The sequence below is a fragment of the Enterococcus sp. AZ119 genome, assembly GCF_050546175.1.
Classification (GTDB): Bacteria; Bacillota; Bacilli; order Lactobacillales; family Enterococcaceae; genus Enterococcus; species Enterococcus faecalis.
In genome coordinates, this window is the sequence record NZ_CP172951.1 from 1300986 (window position 1) to 1316867 (window position 15882).

The following is a 15882-nucleotide window of genomic DNA, read 5'->3' on the forward strand; positions in this document are numbered from 1 at the left end:
CTAGTCCTGTTAATTTTTTCTGTAACCGTTTTTACATTTTGTATGATACTCGTTTTTGCGTAATATGTCAAACGTTTATCATAAATAAATGTAAATTATAATATTCTTTTGATTTAAATAGATTTATATATGTTATACGTTTGACTTTTTTCTGATTTGTTTATACTATTAGACTAACTACTATTTTCTAACAAAGGAGACATTACTTATGTCAAGCATCATGAACCAATGGACTGATGAATTACGTTATGCGCCTTATTCTTCTTGGACATCTGCTCACCTCGAAAATCTAACTTCTATTATCGCGCAATCTAGTTGGCGTTTTAAGTATCATATTCAACCACAGACAGGACTACTAAATGATCCCAACGGTTTTTCGTATTTCAATAACCAGTGGCATTTATTTTATCAAGCGTTTCCTTTCGGGAGTGTTCACGGACTAAAAAGTTGGGCCCACTTAACTTCCTCCGACTTAATTCACTGGGATTATGAAGGAATTGCCCTTTATCCCGACTCTGAATATGATTCTCATGGCGTCTATTCAGGCTCAGCTTTACCAATAGATAACCAACTATGTTTATTTTATACAGGAAATGTTCGTGATCAAACTTGGCAACGATTTGCATATCAAAATATTGCATGGCTGAATTCTTTAGGTGCGATCACAAAGGAATCAACACCATTCCTACCTATTGACCCCAATTATTCTTCCCATTTTCGTGATCCGATGGTATTTCCTTATCAAGAAGGACTTGTTTTATTAATTGGTGCTAGTGATTTAAATGGACAAGGAAAAATTGTGGTCTATTTTTCTAAAGATCGAAACGTACACAATTTTCATCAACTTGGCGAATTGACGTTCACCGACCAAGAATTAGGCTACATGGTTGAATGCCCCAATTTGGTATTTATTGATGGCCAGCCTGTCTTATTATTTTGCCCACAAGGTCTATCTCCATCTGTAAAAAGTTATCAGAATATCTATCCGAATATGTACACATTGGCCGAAACGTTTGATTTGGAGAATCTTTCTTTAGTTCAGGCTGGGCCTTTTGAAAATTTAGATGAAGGATTTGATGTCTACGCCACTCAAGCCTTTAATGCGCCAGATGGTCGTGCACTTGCGGTCAGTTGGATTGGGTTGCCAGAAATCACTTACCCAAGTGATGTGGAGGGTTGGGCAAATGGCTTAAGTCTGGTTAAAGAACTCACAATTCACAACGGGAAACTATTTCAATATCCAGTTTCTGAAACAGAAATGCTTCGTCAATCCGCCACTACTTTATCAAATGGCTGCCATTTTTTATCTACTGCTTCTTTTGAATTAGAAGTGGATATTCCCAAAAATGAGATTGCTTTTATTCGGCTTTTAGCGAACGAAACGGGTTCAAAAGGACTTTTAATTACAATTGATACGATTCATGGTAAAATAACCCTTGATCGAACATTTGCTGGCCAACCTTTTGCTGAAAAGTATGGCACAATTCGTGAAACTAAAATTAGGAAAAATAAGTCAGTTCAGTTAACTATTTTTGTTGATTGTTCTGTTGCAGAAATCTATGTAAATAAAGGTGAAAAAACGATGACTGGTCGCTTCTTTCCAGATAAAGCGCAACAGTATCTTCATCTATCCAAGACGGCAAAAGCTTGTTTTTATGAGCTGGAAAATACGAATAATTAGGAATGATGGTGAATTTTGATGGTGGTTAAATTAACGGATGTAGCTAAGCTTGCTGGGGTGAGCCCGACAACGGTAAGCCGCGTGATTAATAATTATGGTTATCTTAGTCAAAAAACAATTGATAAAGTTCATCAAGCGATGGAAGAATTAAATTATCAACCTAATGGATTAGCCAGAAGCCTCCAAGGAAAAAGTACGCAGCTGATTGGTTTAGTCTTCCCTTCTGTTAGTCATCCATTTTTTGGTGAATTAATTGAAACACTGGAAAGAAAGCTCTTTGTTCAAGGATATAAAGTGATTTTATGTGATAGTGAAAAAGATCCAGAAAAAGAGCGCGCCTATTTACGAATGCTCGCTGCAAATAAAGTGGACGGTGTAATCACTGGTAGCCATAACTTAGCTATTAACGAATATGAAAATGTTTCACTACCTATTGTTTCCTTTGACCGTTTCTTGGCACCTGGCATTCCAATTGTCTCTTCGCAAAACTTTCAAGGTGGCCAAAAAGCCACTGAAGCCTTATTTGCAAGTGGTGCACAAAAGATTGCAATTATTACTGGTGCTAATAACACAGGCGCACCTAGCGATTATCGATTGGCTGGTTATAAACAAACGATGGAAAAATATGGCGCAGAAAAAACGATTCTACAAATTGATAATGGAACCTCTACAACATTAAAAAATCTAGAAATCGAACGTTTGCTTCAAAATAAAACTGTAGACGGCATCTTTTGTACCGATGATTTGACAGCAATTACAGTTATGAATATTGCTCAAAAATTGAAGATATCCATTCCTGAAGAATTAAAAGTAATTGGTTATGATGGGACAAAATTAATCAAAAGAATTGCCCCACAACTATCAACCATTGTGCAGCCAATCGACGAGATGTGTGACGTTATGATTGACTTACTGCTTCGTAGAATGAAGGATCCTGATGTTGCACTCGAGGAAAATTATCCTATTCCGATTCAGCTATCATTGTCTGAATCCTGTTAAAAAAGACACCTTTTCAGGTGTCTTTTTTTATTCTTAATTCCTCATTTGCCTATTTTCCCTTAATTCCAAAGCACAGAGATTAAATAATACAACAACATGATCCCTACAAATACACCGAGCATTAGTAAAACATACCACCAATTTTTGGCGCTATAGGTTTCATTTTTATTTTTTTCGGTTCGTTTCCCGGCAGCCCATTTCCATAAATCGTAATTATTCATCTCTCTCACCACCTTTAATGGGTTTATTAACTTAAGCCTAACACGGAATGAGAGAACTTGAAAACAAAAGGATCACCCGCTTATGCAATGGATGATCCTTTTTTGGGCACTATTCTTCTGATAACCCATTATTTTTAATAACTGATTGGTACCAATAAAAACTATCTTTTTTAATGCGTCGTAAATCTTTTAACTCATGGTCTTCACGATTGACGTAAATAAAACCGTAGCGTTTTTTGAATCCTTGATGAGAACTTAAAATATCCATGACCGACCAAGGGCAATAGCCAAACAACTCAACACCGTCAGAAATAGCCGCATGACAAGCAGCAATATGATCATGCAAATACGCAATTCGATAATCATCATGAATTTTTCCGTCCTCTGTTAGGTGATCTGGTGTGCCTAAGCCGTTTTCTGTAATGATTAACGGCAAACGGTATTGACGATAATAATCATTTAAAACTAAACGTAGACCAGTTGGATCAATTTGGGCGCCATACTTAGAGGTTTTTAAATGTTGATTTTTTTCGATTTTAAAATAACCGTATAGATCAAAATCAATGTCCTTTTCTTTCGTACCCAATGGGTGTTGCTCATCTGTCGGTAAATAGCTAGCGACTAACGTCCGATAATAATTAAGAGCGATAAAATCTGGTTTAGCGGCTTTCAAAATTGCTTGATCTTCTGGCTGTGTTTCGGGATAAATGCCGCATTTGGTCAAATACTCTTGATAGTAACCAGGGTATTCGCCAAAACAATACATTTCTAGAGCGTAATTCGTTTTAAAGTTATCATTCATACGAGCCGCCCAAACATCTTCAGGCTTATTAGAACTAGGATAAGTCATCGTTGAGGAAACAGAGGGACCGACTTTTCCCCCAGCAACCAATTGGTGACAATCATTCGTCGCTAACGCATGGGCAACAAACATATGGTAATCCATTTGTGCACGAATTTTTTCAGCATTTTCTGGTGCAACGTCGTACATATTCATTCGTTCATCGACACGAATCATTAAGTTTTGTTCGTTTGTAACTTGCCAATTTTTGACTCGATCACCAAACGCTTGATAACAGACTTGCGCATAGCGTTGAAATGCGGAAACGCAGCGACGATCCGCCCAACCATTGTATTTTTCCACCAACGCAAAAGGTAAATCAAAATGATAAAGTGTGACAAACGGCAAAATATCGTTTTCTAAAAGTGTATCAATGACAGCATTATAAAAATCGATGCCGGCTTGATTGATTTCGCCATCACCTGTTGGAATGATTCGTGCCCATGAAAGAGAAAAACGATAGGTTTTTAAGCCTAATTCTTTCATTAACGCAATGTCCTCTTTGAAACGATGGTAAAAATCGCTGGCGACTTTCGTGTCTGCTTGTACAGCTGACTTTTTAAAAGAATTGTAATCAGCGACTGTTAGGCCTTTGCCGTCCTCATTCCAAGCGCCCTCAATTTGAAAAGCGGAGGAAGAAGCGCCCCATAAAAAATCGTTCTTAAATTGTTTAACCATTAGTTTTGCTCCTTTACTTGCATGAAAAATAAATTTGTTTGTGGTGTAATCTCTGTTTGTTTGGTTGTCTCAATTACAGCCATTTCCGCAGTATTTGTTACGATGACTAAGACGGTTGGATCATAACCAGCAGCTTGGATGATTTGTTTATCAAAAGAGAGCAGTTTTTGTCCTAGTCTGACCCTTTCTCCTGCTTTTACGAACCTCTCAAATCCTCGTCCTTTTAATTCGACTGTATTGATTCCAATGTGAAGGAGGATTTCAGCACCATTGTCTAACTTTAAGCCAATTGCATGATGAGTTGGATATAAAGCCGTCACTTGCCCATTTCCTGGTGAAACAATTTGTTCCTCTGTCGGATAAATAGCTAGCGTTTTTCCCATTTGTTGAGAAGCAAAGACTTCATCGTTGATTTGGTCTAAAGATACGAGTTGTCCTTGAACAGGTGCTTGAATCCGTTGCTTTTCTTTGACTGTCCCTGTCTCTGTCTTTAAGCCGGGTTCTTGACGTGACTCGTCAAGCGGTAAATCATTAAAGCCTAGAAAAATCGTTAATAGAAATGCACCAAAAAAAGCAATGCCACAACCTAATAAATAACAAATAAAGGCTTTGGTTCCTGCTTCTGCATAAACTGGGATGGTCAAGAGTCCTTGGTTAGCGAAGGCTGTCCCGTAGGAACCGCCCCAGCCCATTAAGGCCCCACCTGCTGCTCCGCTAGCCACCGCATAAATCATCGGTTTTTTTAACCGCAAGTTTGCCCCATAAATAGCTGGTTCTGTGATACCAAATAATGCAGTCACTGTTGCAGAGGCAGCAACAGCTTTCAAGTCTTTATTTTTTGTGCGGACAAACACGCCAAATGCGGCGCCCGCTTGAGAAAAGTTTGCTGCACCAGCAAACGCTAGCAAATTTTGCCGTCCTGTTCGAGCGACATCATTAATCCCAATTGGCACAAGCCCACGGTGAGCCCCAAAAATGACTAAGACACACCAAATTCCGCCGATAAAACCGCCTAACAAGATGGGACTAAAATTCATTATATAATAATACAACCAATTCACGCCGTCGCCTAAATAAATCCCTATCGGTCCAAATAATAATAAAGTGGCTGGAATCATTAAAAGTAATGACAGCGTAGGAACCATAATAATTTTTAGAACTTCTGGAATGACTTTTTCCAAAAAGCGTTGCACATAAGCTAACATAAAAATTGCAAGAATAATAGGAATTACTGTGGAAACATAATTGGCTTTGGTCACATGTAATCCAAACAAGGTAACCGCTGATTCTTCAGTCATTAATGAAACGATGGTTGGATAACATAAGGTGGCACCAATTACCATGGCGATATATTCGTTTGTTTTGAAAACCTTAGCAGCTGAATAACCTAAAATAACTGGCATAAAATAAAAAAGTGCATCGGAAGCGGCGCTTAAAATAATATACGTATTCAAAGGTTTTAAATCGACCTGGTAAAAATTGTTTGCGACCATCACAGCGATGGCTAGAATTCCTTTTAACATGCCTGAAGCGGCAATTGCTGGTACGACAGGCGTGAAAATCGCGGCAACAGTATTTAAAATTCGATTACCTAATGAATTTTTTTCTTTTGTAGATGTTTTGGTCGTAAGTTGCTGAGCCAACAAAGGTTCTAGAGCATTATAAACATGCGCGACTTTATTGCCTAAAACCACTTGATACTGTCCGCCACTTTCAACAACAGAAATGACACCTTCTGTTTGTAGTAAGGCTTCTTTGTTCGCTTGTTTCGTATCTTTCAATACGAAACGCAATCGTGTATAACAATGTGTGACATCCACGATATTGTCTTTGCCACCTACGTCTTTCAAAATTTCTTTTGCTATTGCTTGGTAGTCCATGGTGACCACTCCTTATCTATAAAATAACAGCTCAATAAAAAAGACCAAATCACACATGCACGTTTCAGCAAACACACTCAATATTTGCTCGTCGTGAATGTCCCTTTGATCTGATCTACGTAATAACTATGTTTCTCACGATAGAATAGCTGATTGAATTTATTTTTAATTTACCATTATTTAGAGGGATTATCAATGAATTAGGTGTACGAACCTAAGATAAGCAGATGAAGATGAAATTGTCGTGCACTACACTCTATTTTAATCTTTTTCCACATAGCAAATACCATAGCAAACTGATTTTTTATGACCAGTTACTATGGTATGTTATTGTGTAATTATAAAACAGAGCTATCTATCTGCATGTTTAATTTAGCTAATAGTTTGTCTGTTCTATAATAATTTACTTGAAAATGGGTAAGCCGACCTTTGTCAATAGAATATAGGTTATAGCCATAATTTTCTTCAAACCTTACAATCCCCTGACCTTCATCTTCGCCAACAAAAGACATGCCAGCTACCGTATAATAGGGAATCCCGTTTATGTGGTGTAAATACGGATGATGTGTATGGCCAGTTAATACACCTAAAATATCAGAACCTTTTAATAATTGAATGGTTTCCTCTGCTTCTGGCAATGTCGGCATACTACTTTGTTCCCTTAACAAATGATGATGCATGACTAACAGGATAGGCTTATCTGACAATTTTTTTAAAGTTGTTTGTAACCAATCTTTTTGTTCCTTATTCATATGGCCATCAGGATTGTCATGTTCTGAATTATCTAGACTAATAATGTGAAATTCTGGATAAGTTTGTACAATGTTATATGGTCGTTCAGTTCCTATTTGATTAAGCCAACCAATTCGAAAGTTTTTCTTTATATCATGATTTCCTAATGTCACAATCATCGGAATTCCCTGTAAGATAGTTTGTAACTTTTGTTTTAAAAAAGCGTAGTCTTCTGGCTCACCGTCTTCTGTGAGATCACCACTGATAATTACTAAATCAATTTTTTTTATTTTTAATAGACTGGTTAAAGAGGACTCTAAGCGAATCAACGGATTTTCCATTTTGGTTAACATTCCTTTATAACCATCTTTTGCTTTTTCATAATTTCTACGAAAATGAATATCTGATAAATGTAAAATATCCATACTATCTCAATTTCTTTCTAATTAATTCTGTTACTTGATCTAAAACAAAAATTGTCAATACAACACCTATTAATAGAATACTCACTTTACTCCAATTTCTTGTTTGGATCGCAAAAATTAATGGTGCTCCAATGCCCCCAGCACCTACTAAGCCTAAAGTAGCTGCACTTCGAATAGCAATTTCAACATGATTTAATATCAGAGAGCTATAAATAGGTAGTAAAGAAGGGATTCGCACATAAAATAACTTTTGCCAAAAATTTGCCCCCACAGCATCCATACTTTCGATCAATTTTTCATCCATACTTTCTAATTCTTCTGTGAACAACTTACTCAACATCCCAATTTGGTGAACACCAATTGCCATTACTCCAGCAAATGGGCCGGGCCCCAAGGCTTTTACAAAAATAATTGCTAAAATTAATTCTGGAAAAGCGCGTAAAATATGGCTACCAAGCTTGCCAAACTTTGTTAAAAAAGGTGCAGATGGCCACAAATTAACGGCACTAAGTAAAGTTACTGGTATTGCTAATACAGTTGCAAAAGAAGTACCCAAACAAGCAATTGCAACCGTTAAAACAAGTAAACTTACTAAATCTTCCCCACTCCCATCGTAGACAAAGGACCAATCTGGATGCCCCAATCCAATAAATACATCTATCGCCATTTTTAAAGAAAATGTTTGAAGTCCTGTATAATCGATTCGTGTAAGTGTAATGAAAAATAGTAAAATTAGTACTACTGTTGATACTATTTTCTTTTTACTTATTTCTGTTATGATCATAATAACGTTCTCCTAACATATGCACTCAACCAATCAACAACTATTTCCATTACCAATATGACTAGAATGATGATACCCACGCGATCATATTTAGCTAAAGAAAGGGAGGTGTTTAAAATAATCCCAATGCCCCCAGCACCTACATAACCCAATACTGTGGATGCACGAACATTTACTTCAAAGGCGTAAAAAGCATACCCAAAAAATTGACTGGCTACTTGCGGGAAAATAGACCATACAGCAATTTGTAATTGAGTGGCTCCTGTTGCTTCGGTAGCTTCAATTGGCCCTAAATCAATTGTTTCAATTGCCTGAAACATTAATTGTGATAACATACCAAAAGTAAAGATGGTAATTGTCAGGACACCTGTTGCTTCACCAATACCAAAAATCGCCACCATTAATGCCGCAAGTAAAAGTGTCGGAATTGTCCGAATCAAACTTAGAAAAAATCTTAATATTAACAACCCTATTCTGTTTTTTGTGACAACATTTGAGGCTAAAAAGCTAAAAGGAACTGCTAAAAGGAATCCTAGTATCGTGCCTAAAAAAGAGATTTCCAATGTCTTGATTAAAGGTGTAATAATTTTGGGTAAAAATGAAAAGTCTGGTGGGAAAAATTGCTGCAAAAAGCGACCAATTTGGCTGAAATTAGTAAGAATTTCAGTAAAATCCGCACCAGTAACAGCAATACTACTTTCTATACAAATAAATATAATAAACAATATAAATAGTTTTTTATACCATAGAAAATGGATAGTATCTTTTATCTTCATACGTTGTTCTCCGCCATTTCTACTTCTTCAAAGATTGCCATTCCGTAAATTTCTTCTAAACGAGTATCAGTCAATTGTTCTGGAATCCCATCAAAAACAACTTCACCACTTTTTAAAGCAATAATTCTTGTGGCATACTCCCGTGCTAAAGAAACAGAATGTAAATTTATAACGATAGTTTTCCCTAGTGTCTGATTAATCGTTTGTAAATCGTTCATCACTTTTTTTGTCATAATAGGGTCCAATGAAGCTACGGGTTCATCTGCCAAGATGATCGGCGCCTGTTGAACCAACGCACGTGCAATAGAGACACGTTGTTGCTGTCCGCCACTTAATTCATCACTACGTGTATGCAGTTTATCCACAAGTCCGACAGCATTTAAAGCTGCCGTTGTTTTTTGATAGTCATCCTTAGTAAATAAGCCAAAGATACTTCTCCAAGTAGAGTAATAGCCCAAACGCCCAGAGAGAACATTTTTTTGTACAGAGCTGCGTTTTACCAAATTAAAATTTTGTGAAATAAGACCAATTTGTCGGCGAATCAAGCGCAGCTTTTTTTTCTTAGCCTGAGTAATTGACTGATTGTTTATATGAATTTCACCTTCCGTTATTTCCACTAGCCGATTAATCGATTTCAAAAAGGTGCTTTTCCCAGCACCGCTCAAACCAATAATGGCAACAATTTCGCCTTCCTTAATTGTTAAGTTAACATTTTGTAATCCTTTTACCCCGTTTGGATAGGTTTTAGATACATTAGTAAAAACAATCATTTTGATACTCCTTTAATTGATTAGTCTTAGTGATTATTCTGCTGCTTTTTCTGTATATGCACGGATTGTATTATATGCATCATCTGCTGCTTCTTCATAACCTAAATGTCCCCATAAACTCATAGCTTCTTTTCCTTCAGGATCATTTTTCATCTCTAAAAAGGTTTCTTTGATCTTTTCTTTTAGATCAGTTGACATTTTGGGATTGACTGCAATGGCATCGTTAGGGATATCACCTTTTGTTAAATAAAGGACACGTAATTCTTTGGTTAAATCTTTCTCTGGGAAGGCTGCATTAAAAACATTTCGCGCTCCTTCAAAAACAAAGGCGGCATCCATTTGGCCGTTTAAAACGGCAGTAATTTCGCTAGGAATATCATTTACCGTCGTTAAAGTAGCTTCTTGTACGGGATCAATTCCTAAATCTTTTAACTCAGCGACAGGATAAATATAGCCGCTTGCAGAATTAGGATTCAATGTCGCGATTTTTTTATTTTTTAAATCTTTTAATTCTTTTAAATTACTATCATTACGGACTAAAACTTCACCTTTAAAGGTTGTCGCTAAAACATCGTCTAAAGGCTCACCTGTTTTTTGATCATAATCTTTCAACTGTGAAGTTAAAATCGCTTCCGCCGCGTGCATATCTTTTGCACGTACGTAGGCTGCAGGTGGCATGATTCCTAAATCGACTTTTCCAGAATCCATTGCTTCAGAAATCGTCGAGTAATCTGTTGCTAAGGTTACTTCCACTTCACGATCTAATTTTTTTGACAAATATTCTGCAAAAGGTTTTGTCTTCGCTTCCATACTGCCATCATTATTCGTAGGCACAAATTGAACGACTAATTTATCTGATGTTCCTTCTTTTTTCTTTGCTTGACTCATGCCACAACCGCTTAATCCTAGAATAAGTAAACTTCCCAAAACAATTGATGTCACTTTTTTTAAACGCATTTTTTCTCCTCCTAAAAATAAATGTTTCGTTTACAAAGAAAATCATAGCAAACTTTTAAAGTATTAAATAGAGACACAAGTCCTTATTTACACTTTCTTTACATACAATTAACAAAAATAACAAAAAAATATTCGTTTTTCATCTGGAAATATTTTATAATGAAGCTAACAATAAATAAAGGTGCTGACAGTTTTTATGAAATATTTGAAAAATAGACAGAAATTACAAGAATATATTGATTTATATCAATTGCAGAGTTACATGGATACACCATTAGCAGAAATTGGCCAATTAGTAACATTTGAAAAATCCGAACATTTAATTGAACTCGATCAATCCTCTAATCATTTATACTTTCTTTTGGAAGGAAATGTTATGATTTATACGCCTACATTAGAAGACCAGAAAGTTTGCATCAGCTATACTCACCCAATTGCGCTCTTAGGCGAAGCCTCTTCTTTATGGAAAAAATCACCAAAAAGTAATGTTTTGGCTAATACTGCGTGTCTTTGTTTATGTATTCCGTTAAATGAACACCGCACAGTGTTACAGAATGATTTACTTTTTTTACAAACCATTTGCCTTACCTTAAGTGAGCGACTTAACTCTGGTGCACTTCTGGCTTCCTCTTTGATAGAGCCTGTTGATGTTCGCTTAGCAAAATATATTTTAGCGCATCAAAAGAATAGTTATTTCAATTGTAAACTAACCACTTGTGCAACTACATTAAACGTTAGTTATCGTCATTTAACACGCCTCATTACACAATTTAAAAAAGAGGGCCTCATTCAAAAAGAGCAACAAGAGTACCTCATCCTTAATCCAGAAAAATTGACAGATATAGCAAAAATGAAACGATAAAAAAAACTAAGAAATTAGATTTTTATCTAATTTCTTAGTTTTTTATTAGTTAATCATTCTTTGACTAGCGTACAGCTGTTTAAAAGATATTTTTTACAAGACTGGGGACAACAAGCGTGAAAAGTTTTGCTTGAAGCGTAGCCAGTACCCTTGTTTTTTAATTATCTCGTCGGTTAGTAAGACACTTTTTTCTATATCTTCTTCAAAGACTTGCGCTAACATCCACGCAATGTCAGGATTGTAAATAAACGTACTTACCTCAAAATTCAATGAATAACTGCGAATATCTTGGTTTGTTGTCCCAACCATAGCTAATTCATCATCAATCACCATTGTTTTTGCATGAATAAACCCACTATCATAAATATAAATTTTAATGCCGCGTTTGTGTAAGTAATTCGCGTAATATTGTGTTGCGCGGTAAATAAAGGGATGGTCAGGCATACAAGGAATCATAATTCGCACGTCGACACCTGAACGAACCGCCACTAACAACGCATTAATCATACTATCGTCAGGGATTAAATACGGTGTTTGAATCCAGACACTCTTTTCTGCAGAAAAAATCATCCGAACAAACCCGCTTTTCAAAATTTCTTCTTCTGAATCAGGACCATCTGAAACAACTTGTAAGGACAAATTCTCCACTTCATGATCTTCCGGTAATTTAAAATATTTTTCATGATACGTCATACGTTCTTCAGGATATTTGACTGAAGCATTCCAATCCATGATAAATATCTCTTGCAATGAAAATACGGCCGTCCCGACCAAACGAATATGGGTATCTCGCCAGTAACCAAATTTTTCGGTGACATTCAAATATTGATCCCCAACATTGAACCCGCCGGTCCAGCCAATTTTGCCATCGATGACAACAATTTTTCGATGCAAGTGATAATTTAGACGTGTTTTACGGATCATATCGCGTGAAGTAATAAAGGGAGCTACTTTTCCTCCAGCGTCAACGTAACGAGCAAAAAACTTTTTATTTGCGCCGGGTGAACCCCAAGGATCGTAAATTAAGTAAACTTCCACGCCTTCATGCAACTTTTCGATTAATACATCTAAAAATTGATTGCCAATCGTGTCATTAAAAAACGCATAATATTCCACATGAACGGTTTCTTTCGCTGCACGAATATCTTCAAATAATGCTTGGAATTTTTCTTGGCCATCTGTGAATAATTGCAAACTATTTCTTTTGGCCAACGGTGATGCGTCCATATTCCGGAAATAACGATTTAAAACTTTCGCATCATAAAGTAAATCATAACGTTTATCGCGCCCTGCTTTTTTGTTATCAACGTCCACTTTTTCTTTAATTCGTTGAACCATTTGTTTTTCATCATCAGACAATTTAAAAACTTCTTGTCCATCGATACCTCGCCCACAGAATAAGTAAATAATAAAGCCGATACCAGGCAAGAAAATCAACGTCATCATCCATGCTAAAACGCTGGAAATACTACGAGGTTTTCTAAAAACAGTAATTAAGGCAGCAATAACGTTAATTACTAATAAAAATAACAAAATCCAAACAAAAATTTTCATCGCTTACCTCCTTCTTACTTCATACTAAGATTATATCAAATAACAGTTAAATTAGGCGAATAATATGAGCGAGTATTCAAAAAAGAATTCATTTCTATAAGTGTTTCGCCTTTGATTCTCAGTTTTTCTGTACTATAATGAGGGCTGGATGTAAAGATTTTGAAAAGAGGTACTTATTTTATGGTCGTTGATTTGAAAATGTTAGCTATGATTTTTATCATTAATTTTGCGTATATTACCTTAAATACTATTCGTTTTATGTTAACGATGAAAGGTTATCGGGTTATTGCACCGCTGGTTAGTATGGCTGAAATAACAATTTATGTCTTAGGGCTAAGTATGGTTCTGAATCGGTTAGACAATCCTTTAAATTTACTTGTTTATGCGCTTGGTTACGCTGTTGGCATTAGTGTAGGAATTAAAATCGAAGACTATTTGGCCTTGGGTTATATTATGGTATCGGTTATCCTCCCTTCTACTACTGAACAATTTCATTTACCAGAAACACTTCGTGAACACGGCTATGGTGTTACGCAAAGTGTCGCCTACGGACGCGAAGGAGAACGAATGGTTTTAGAAATCCTTTCCCCAAGAAAAAACGAACGTACATTGTACAAATTAATCAATCAATTAGAGCCGAGAGCATTTATCATTTCCTATGAGCCTAAGTTCATTTCCGGTGGTTTTTGGACGAAAAAAGTTCGCAAAAGAAATGACGCCATTTCTCACTAAGAAGCGGCGTCATTTCTTGTTATTGATTTTTAGTTTACATAATAAAATTATCGTAACTTTAATTTATTCTAAGATAACTTAGAGAGTTCGTACCTAGTTGCTCAATCAATTGTTGCATAAAAACTAAGCGTTCGATGGCCGATCGGTTAGCAATTTTTTCATAATAAAATGCTAGAATATCCGACTGTGCTTCTAAAGGCTCAGCTTGTTCCGTTGCTACTGGTAAAAGGAGTTTTAAGTGGTCCTGGTCAATCGTAATCACTTGGGTCAAGTGCAAACTTTCTTGAAAAATATTAGTAGGCACAGTACTGACTTTGCGGCCTCGCAGAGCTTGTTTAATGACTCTTCTCGCTTGCGAAAGATAGTATTCAGGATTTACGTCCCCTAGCAAGTCATATAAAGCGCTGAAGGCTTCTGGCAAGGCTTCCTCTTTGCCCAAATAATCAAAATAACGAGGCATTGTTGGAACCTCTGTCTTTTCTTTTTCAAGCGTAATTATAGATAGTTGTGCCGAGGCCAATCTTTGTTTTTGATAAAATGAGGGGCCACCGCTCACGCCAAAAAAATAGTCTGCCTCTTCTGGAAACACTTGTGGCCAAAAAGATTCAGCTAGCCAAAATAATTGCTCTGTTACAGTTCCTTTAAGCTTAGGAAGTTCGTCTTCAGCCAAGGTCAAACTCGCAACTTCAGCTGCCGTATAAATAGGAAAATTCAAACGATATTGACGATTTTCCCGAATGATTAACTGACAATCAATCATTTCTGATAAAAATTGTTCTAACTTGGCTTCTGTTGCAAAGGCCGCTTTTAATTGTCTTAAAATGATTCTTTCTTCCCGATGTTCATACATAAAAGTAACAAGAGGGAAAAAAAGTGATTGGTTGAGCAAATGATTGTATTGTTTCGTTTGTTGCGGAGAATGATAGTAAATTGCTAAATCATTCATGTTAACGCCCCTTTACTATTGAAGCGCCTAAGCAACAAGGAATTTATCGCGTTGCTTAGGCGCTTACGGTTTTAGTTAAAGACTTCTGTTAATTGTGGTACTACTTGTTTTTTACGAGAAACAACGCCGGGTAAGAACGCACGATTGTTAACTAGTGTTACATTGAACGCTGCTTCAATTTTGGCTTGTTCCGCACCAATCGCTAATAATTCAGAATCACTGTCTAAGATATTCGTAATAATTAAGACAAACAAGTCATAATTATTGGCTGCATTTTCTGCGGCCATAGCTGCTTCTAATTCAGCTTGACGATCTAAAACTTCTGCTAAATCGACGGTATTTACTTGGGCAACGCGAACTGTTTTGCCGTTCATTGGGAAGCTCTTAGCATCTAAATCTAAAAGGACTTCAGCTGATTTATCGCTTAAATTTGTTCCTGCTTTTAATAAGTCAAGACCATAGCCTTCTAAATTGATTTCAGCAATATCAGCTAGGGCGTGCGCTGCATCGATGTCTTCTTGTGTGCAAGTTGGTGATTTAAATAATAATGTATCAGAAATAATCGCTGAGACCATCATACCAGCAATTTGAGCTGGAATTGTCACGTTATTTTCTTTAAACATTTTATAGATGATTGTACTGGTACACCCTACTGGTTCTGCACGATAATACAATGGATCTGCTGTTTCGAAGTTGGCAATCCGGTGATGATCCACTACTGCTAAAATGTTTACTTCAGCGATATCTGAAATGCTTTGTTGGAATTCGTTATGATCCACTAACATGACTTGGTTTGTTTCGCTAGCTGCTTCAGTGACAACACGTGGTGCTTCAATATTAAAATAATCTAAGGCATATTGAGTTTCTTCACTTGGTGTTCCTAAAGCGACAGCTTCTGTCTCTTTTCCTAATTCTTTTTGTAAGTAAGCAAAACTAATTGCTGCTCCGATAGCATCTGTATCAGGATTTTGGTGTCCAAAAACTAAAATTTTTGACATAATACACACTCCTTGGTTTTGATTCACTCTTAATGATAACAAAAAA

At 36.4% G+C, this 15882-nt stretch carries 15 protein-coding genes; 4 read left to right on the top strand and 11 right to left on the bottom strand.

Annotated elements, in window-relative coordinates:
* The first annotated feature begins 220 nt into the window (after positions 1-220).
* The gene (locus tag IGL37_RS06305; RefSeq protein ID WP_002392409.1) at positions 221-1681 is read left to right on the top strand and encodes a sucrose-6-phosphate hydrolase; all 1461 of its coding nucleotides are present in this window, start codon (positions 221-223) and stop codon (positions 1679-1681) included.
* A gap of 18 nt (positions 1682-1699) precedes the next feature.
* The gene (locus IGL37_RS06310; protein WP_002363973.1) at positions 1700-2680 is read left to right on the top strand and encodes a LacI family DNA-binding transcriptional regulator; all 981 of its coding nucleotides are present in this window, start codon (positions 1700-1702) and stop codon (positions 2678-2680) included.
* A gap of 59 nt (positions 2681-2739) precedes the next feature.
* Here the strand turns inward: IGL37_RS06310 and IGL37_RS06315 are convergent, their stop codons facing one another.
* From IGL37_RS06315 to IGL37_RS06350, 8 genes are all read right to left on the bottom strand, one after another.
* Positions 2740-2901 (bottom strand): hypothetical protein, encoded by a 162-nt coding sequence (locus IGL37_RS06315; RefSeq protein WP_002357537.1) that lies wholly within the window; start codon positions 2899-2901, stop codon positions 2740-2742.
* 109 nt (positions 2902-3010) lie between these two features.
* Complete coding sequence (locus IGL37_RS06320) at positions 3011-4420, bottom strand: glycoside hydrolase family 1 protein (protein ID WP_002357536.1); 1410 nt, start codon at positions 4418-4420, stop codon at positions 3011-3013.
* Positions 4420-6300, bottom strand: coding sequence for a beta-glucoside-specific PTS transporter subunit IIABC (locus IGL37_RS06325; RefSeq protein ID WP_002357535.1), 1881 nt, complete (start codon positions 6298-6300; stop codon positions 4420-4422). Before IGL37_RS06325 ends, IGL37_RS06320 begins: the two co-directional genes overlap by 1 nt.
* A gap of 338 nt (positions 6301-6638) precedes the next feature.
* Positions 6639-7457: a metallophosphoesterase family protein gene (locus tag IGL37_RS06330; RefSeq protein ID WP_033917950.1), complete on the bottom strand. Its 819-nt coding sequence runs from the start codon at positions 7455-7457 to the stop codon at positions 6639-6641.
* Position 7458: 1 nt separating this feature from the next.
* Positions 7459-8241 (bottom strand): PhnE/PtxC family ABC transporter permease, encoded by a 783-nt coding sequence (locus IGL37_RS06335; protein ID WP_033917949.1) that lies wholly within the window; start codon positions 8239-8241, stop codon positions 7459-7461.
* Positions 8238-9017 carry a phosphonate ABC transporter, permease protein PhnE gene (phnE, locus tag IGL37_RS06340; RefSeq protein WP_002360273.1) on the bottom strand — a complete coding sequence of 260 codons (780 nt, stop codon included), beginning with the start codon at positions 9015-9017 and terminating at the stop codon, positions 8238-8240. Before phnE ends, IGL37_RS06335 begins: the two co-directional genes overlap by 4 nt.
* Positions 9014-9787 (bottom strand): phosphonate ABC transporter ATP-binding protein, encoded by a 774-nt coding sequence (gene phnC / locus IGL37_RS06345; RefSeq protein WP_033917948.1) that lies wholly within the window; start codon positions 9785-9787, stop codon positions 9014-9016. The genes phnE and phnC overlap by 4 nt, the downstream gene beginning before the upstream one ends.
* Positions 9788-9820: 33 nt before the next feature.
* The gene (locus IGL37_RS06350; protein WP_033917947.1) at positions 9821-10744 is read right to left on the bottom strand and encodes a phosphate/phosphite/phosphonate ABC transporter substrate-binding protein; all 924 of its coding nucleotides are present in this window, start codon (positions 10742-10744) and stop codon (positions 9821-9823) included.
* A 196-nt stretch (positions 10745-10940) separates the two neighbouring features.
* Between IGL37_RS06350 and IGL37_RS06355 the strand changes: the two genes are divergently transcribed.
* Entirely contained in the window at positions 10941-11606 is a 666-nt protein-coding gene (locus IGL37_RS06355; protein WP_010713385.1) for a cyclic nucleotide-binding domain-containing protein, read from the top strand.
* 93 nt (positions 11607-11699) lie between these two features.
* On the opposite strand, the gene cls is transcribed toward IGL37_RS06355, so the two are convergent.
* A complete protein-coding gene (cls, locus tag IGL37_RS06360) occupies positions 11700-13160 on the bottom strand; it encodes a cardiolipin synthase (RefSeq protein WP_033917946.1) in 1461 nt (486 codons plus the stop codon).
* Between the two features lie 180 nt (positions 13161-13340).
* Between cls and IGL37_RS06365 the strand changes: the two genes are divergently transcribed.
* Positions 13341-13892, top strand: a complete 552-nt coding sequence (locus IGL37_RS06365; protein ID WP_002361848.1) for a DUF2179 domain-containing protein — start codon at positions 13341-13343, stop codon at positions 13890-13892.
* 58 nt (positions 13893-13950) lie between these two features.
* On the opposite strand, the gene IGL37_RS06370 is transcribed toward IGL37_RS06365, so the two are convergent.
* Both IGL37_RS06370 and IGL37_RS06375 read right to left on the bottom strand, forming a co-directional pair.
* Entirely contained in the window at positions 13951-14838 is an 888-nt protein-coding gene (locus IGL37_RS06370; protein WP_033917945.1) for a DUF1803 domain-containing protein, read from the bottom strand.
* Positions 14839-14909: 71 nt separating this feature from the next.
* Entirely contained in the window at positions 14910-15836 is a 927-nt protein-coding gene (locus tag IGL37_RS06375; RefSeq protein WP_002360265.1) for a manganese-dependent inorganic pyrophosphatase, read from the bottom strand.
* Positions 15837-15882: the final 46 nt, after the last annotated feature.

What these genes read in the sequence shown, in the direction of transcription:
- phnC (WP_033917948.1), bottom strand. Translation starts at nt 9,787, where the DNA reads ATGATTGTTTTTACTAATGTATCTAAAACCTATCCAAACGGGGTAAAA.
- IGL37_RS06310 (WP_002363973.1), top strand. Translation starts at nt 1,700, where the DNA reads ATGGTGGTTAAATTAACGGATGTAGCTAAGCTTGCTGGGGTGAGCCCG.
- IGL37_RS06325 (WP_002357535.1), bottom strand. Translation starts at nt 6,300, where the DNA reads ATGGACTACCAAGCAATAGCAAAAGAAATTTTGAAAGACGTAGGTGGC.
- IGL37_RS06330 (WP_033917950.1), bottom strand. Translation starts at nt 7,457, where the DNA reads ATGGATATTTTACATTTATCAGATATTCATTTTCGTAGAAATTATGAA.
- cls (WP_033917946.1), bottom strand. Translation starts at nt 13,160, where the DNA reads ATGAAAATTTTTGTTTGGATTTTGTTATTTTTATTAGTAATTAACGTT.
- phnE (WP_002360273.1), bottom strand. Translation starts at nt 9,017, where the DNA reads ATGAAGATAAAAGATACTATCCATTTTCTATGGTATAAAAAACTATTT.
- IGL37_RS06315 (WP_002357537.1), bottom strand. Translation starts at nt 2,901, where the DNA reads ATGAATAATTACGATTTATGGAAATGGGCTGCCGGGAAACGAACCGAA.
- IGL37_RS06320 (WP_002357536.1), bottom strand. Translation starts at nt 4,420, where the DNA reads ATGGTTAAACAATTTAAGAACGATTTTTTATGGGGCGCTTCTTCCTCC.
- IGL37_RS06375 (WP_002360265.1), bottom strand. Translation starts at nt 15,836, where the DNA reads ATGTCAAAAATTTTAGTTTTTGGACACCAAAATCCTGATACAGATGCT.
- IGL37_RS06355 (WP_010713385.1), top strand. Translation starts at nt 10,941, where the DNA reads ATGAAATATTTGAAAAATAGACAGAAATTACAAGAATATATTGATTTA.
- IGL37_RS06370 (WP_033917945.1), bottom strand. Translation starts at nt 14,838, where the DNA reads ATGAATGATTTAGCAATTTACTATCATTCTCCGCAACAAACGAAACAA.
- IGL37_RS06335 (WP_033917949.1), bottom strand. Translation starts at nt 8,241, where the DNA reads ATGATCATAACAGAAATAAGTAAAAAGAAAATAGTATCAACAGTAGTA.
- IGL37_RS06350 (WP_033917947.1), bottom strand. Translation starts at nt 10,744, where the DNA reads ATGCGTTTAAAAAAAGTGACATCAATTGTTTTGGGAAGTTTACTTATT.
- IGL37_RS06305 (WP_002392409.1), top strand. Translation starts at nt 221, where the DNA reads ATGAACCAATGGACTGATGAATTACGTTATGCGCCTTATTCTTCTTGG.
- IGL37_RS06365 (WP_002361848.1), top strand. Translation starts at nt 13,341, where the DNA reads ATGGTCGTTGATTTGAAAATGTTAGCTATGATTTTTATCATTAATTTT.